4 protein-coding genes are annotated in these 3,060 nt (G+C 27.8%); all 4 read right to left on the bottom strand.

Annotation, left to right across the window (positions count from 1 at the left end; genetic code table 11):
• Positions 1-938: hypothetical protein (locus tag HMPREF9078_RS11315; RefSeq protein WP_009419786.1), on the bottom strand; the 938-nt coding region annotated here is incomplete at its 3' end.
• 1 nt (position 939) lies between these two features.
• Complete coding sequence (locus HMPREF9078_RS11975) at positions 940-1,137, bottom strand: hypothetical protein (protein WP_009419785.1); 198 nt, start codon at positions 1,135-1,137, stop codon at positions 940-942.
• A gap of 194 nt (positions 1,138-1,331) precedes the next feature.
• Positions 1,332-2,396: a hypothetical protein gene (locus HMPREF9078_RS12140; protein WP_009419784.1), complete on the bottom strand. Its 1,065-nt coding sequence runs from the start codon at positions 2,394-2,396 to the stop codon at positions 1,332-1,334.
• Positions 2,397-2,398: 2 nt separating this feature from the next.
• Positions 2,399-3,060, bottom strand: a 662-nt coding sequence (locus HMPREF9078_RS11305; protein ID WP_009419783.1) for a hypothetical protein, incomplete at its 5' end; no start/stop codon positions are given.

Here is a 3,060-nt window from a genome sequence, read left to right as displayed (position 1 = left end):
TCTGAAACATAGATAATTTCCTTGGTATTGATGTCTAAAATGCCGAATTGTAATTCTTTGTCATTATAAAAATACAATAAATCTTCTTGTAGACTTGTATTCCCACTAACTCCATATTTCTTTAGGTTCATTTTTTCCATTTTATCCCACATACCATATAGCATAGGAGTTATTTTTTCTTTATTGAGGTCTATTTCAAAAAATCTGTCAGCTATTAAACCGATAATTATTCCTTTTTTTTCATCCAAAATAAATTTTGCACGATAAAAAATGTAAAACTCTTCACTATCTACATAACTATCGACTTTGCCTAATAAATTCCCCTTGGGTATCCCTAGAATACGATGTTTCAATTCCCCAGTTTGAATATCTAAACCAATAAATCCACCTCTTTCTATATAAACCCAAAGAATATTATTATATATTCCTACAAATTGTTCTACTTCATAGTCAAATTCTTCATCTGTATTGTAATCTTTACCTTTACCAAGAGAAGAAAGAGGAAACTCCCAAAGGAACTGACCTGTATATATTTCTATCCCTTGTATTGTATTTTTGTTCTTAAAAAATAGTTTCTCTTTCCATTCCAAAAATTTAAATATTCTAGAATTTAGTATGTAGTGAAATTCATTGTTTATTATATTAAGAATAGCTGTTTTTTTATCTTTACTAACTAATAGGAAAGAATCAGAAATAACTTTTTTAATAAAGATATCCTTTAGAAATCTTGTCTCTTTTTCCATTATCAAATAGGTATTTCCATAGATATCAGGAATGTAAAAATAAGGTTCTTTATAATTTAAGAATTGTAAAGATAAAGGAGAATTCAGAATAGAATGCCCTTTTTCATCTATAACTTCTTTCCCATTGCTAAAATATAGTTTATCATCTACAACAAGAAAGTTATCTACATTACTAATATGTTGTACTTCTTTCATATTATGGTGTCTTTATAATAAGTTCAACAATATCACTAATCTTTTCACTCGTTAAGTCTGATATATTATCTATATCCAAGCTTTCACTAAGATTTCTGTTTTTTCTAATAATCTCAAAGAGCTCATCTTTTTTGTTTTTAAACAATTCTTTAAAAGCTTGTTTTACTTCATTTATATTAGCTTTATTACTGTTAATCACATAAGCTAAATCTTCTATTTTGTTAACTCCTTGTAAATAGCTTTCAAATTGCTTGATAAATCCTTTATCATTAGCTATTTTGCTCCACGTTTCACTATTATAACTCTTGAACTCTTCTAATAAAGTTTTTTGTCCCTATGCTTTTAAATAAAAGTAAAAGTAATAGAAATGAAATTAGTATGATAAAACAAGAACTATTCTTCACGTTCAAAAATATGTAATGTATGATTACTATCTAAGATATACACCTTATTTTCTGAGACTTTTAAATCTTTAAGCTGGGTAAAACAATCATCTCTTTCCACTACTGCAATAGGTTCTGAAACATAGATAATTTCCTTGGTATTGATGTCTAAAATACCAAATCTTAAGTCATTAATAGAGCAAAAGTATAGTAAATTATCTTGCAAAAAAGTATCACCACTAATATCATTCTTATTAAGCCCTACTTTTTCCATCTTATTTTGCAGTCCAAAAAGATAAGGTATTATAGATTCTTTATTTAAATCTATCTCAAAAAATCTATCGGCTTTCAAACCAAAAATCACGCCTTTTTCAGTATCTAATTTAAAATCTGCACCATAGAAAATGTAATAGTCTTCATTGTCTAAATAATTTTCTACTATCCCAACAGCATTTTTCTTTTCTATTCCTAAAAAACGATATTTTAGTTTTCCTGTTTCAACATCTATTCCTATAAGTTCCCTTGCGTTTAAGTATACCCAAAGAATATTGTTATACATTCCTATGAATTGTTCTACTTCATAATCTTTCTCTTCTTCTGAATATTTATATTTGAATTTACCAAATACTGAAAGAAGAAATTCCCAAAGAATTGAATCTGAATCTATTTTTCTACAAGCTATTTTCTTTTTAAAATCACGAAATATATACTTGTCTATAATACTTCTTCCTAACCAACTTGTAGCTTCAAAAAGTATTTTTTTCTTTTCAAAATCATAAATCCCTTCTTGTGGTTTATCATCAACTTCATAAAAAGAAAAGTAAGGGTAATTTTGAGCTTCTATCCTATAATTATTAATAACAATAGTTAAATCGTTAATATTGATTATGGCAGAATCTCCATACACAATCTCTCTTGATATCAAATGGTCTTTTCCAAAGGGATATAGTTCTTGCTGTCCAGAAATTTCTAATAGACATTCATTTGATTGAGTATTAAAGAGTCCTTTGCTATTAATGTAATATTCATTCACATAAGCTATTACATTGTTTATTGTTCTACTTTCACAAAACATAATTATTCAGCTTTTATAAAGTTAAAAATAGGGTGTTTAGCATCAAAAGAAATATCTTCTACTAAATCTTTGAAATTTTTAAGACTATTTATTTTACCAGTTCCATCAACTCTATCAAATTGCTTCCATATATTTGGATTTGTTTTAAAAATTTCATCAGTATTACGCTTAAACAATTCTTTAAAAGCTTGTTTTACCTCATTTATATTAGCTTTATTACTGTTGATCACATAAGCTAAATCATCAATATTCTTCACTCCACTAGTTTGTAAATAGCTTTTAAACTGTTGAATAAATCCTTTATCATTAGCTATTTTACTCCAAGTTTCGCTGTTATAGCTTTTAAATTCCTCATATAAAGGTTTACTCTCAGAAATAAACTTCACGTCATAACGGCAGTTGGCACAGATATCATCTAAACCTTTTTCAAACTTCATATCTAAATGCTCAATGTTTTCAGGGGCATATTTCTTAGGGTTTTTCTTAAAGGTGGATAACATATGCTGTGTGCCTTCACGCATAGCGGCATTGCTACTTAAAGCGCCTTCTTCTATTTTTTTCCATAAATCAGGGCGGTTTCTAAAAGTATGGGCTACTTCTATATAGTTTTCGAGCATCTCATCTATGGTGCGACCTCCAAAAATTTTCCTACCTGCATCTTTAC

The sequence above is a fragment of the Capnocytophaga sp. oral taxon 380 str. F0488 genome (assembly GCF_000318255.2).
Classification (GTDB): Bacteria; Bacteroidota; Bacteroidia; order Flavobacteriales; family Flavobacteriaceae; genus Capnocytophaga; species Capnocytophaga ochracea.
The sequence above is the reverse complement of the archived record's forward strand: the minus strand, read 5'-3'. Positions and strand labels throughout refer to the sequence as shown.

Bases quoted from the DNA above. Each gene is read 5' to 3' on its own strand.
- HMPREF9078_RS12140 (WP_009419784.1), bottom strand. From the start codon at position 2,396: ATGTTTTGTGAAAGTAGAACAATAAACAATGTAATAGCTTATGTGAAT.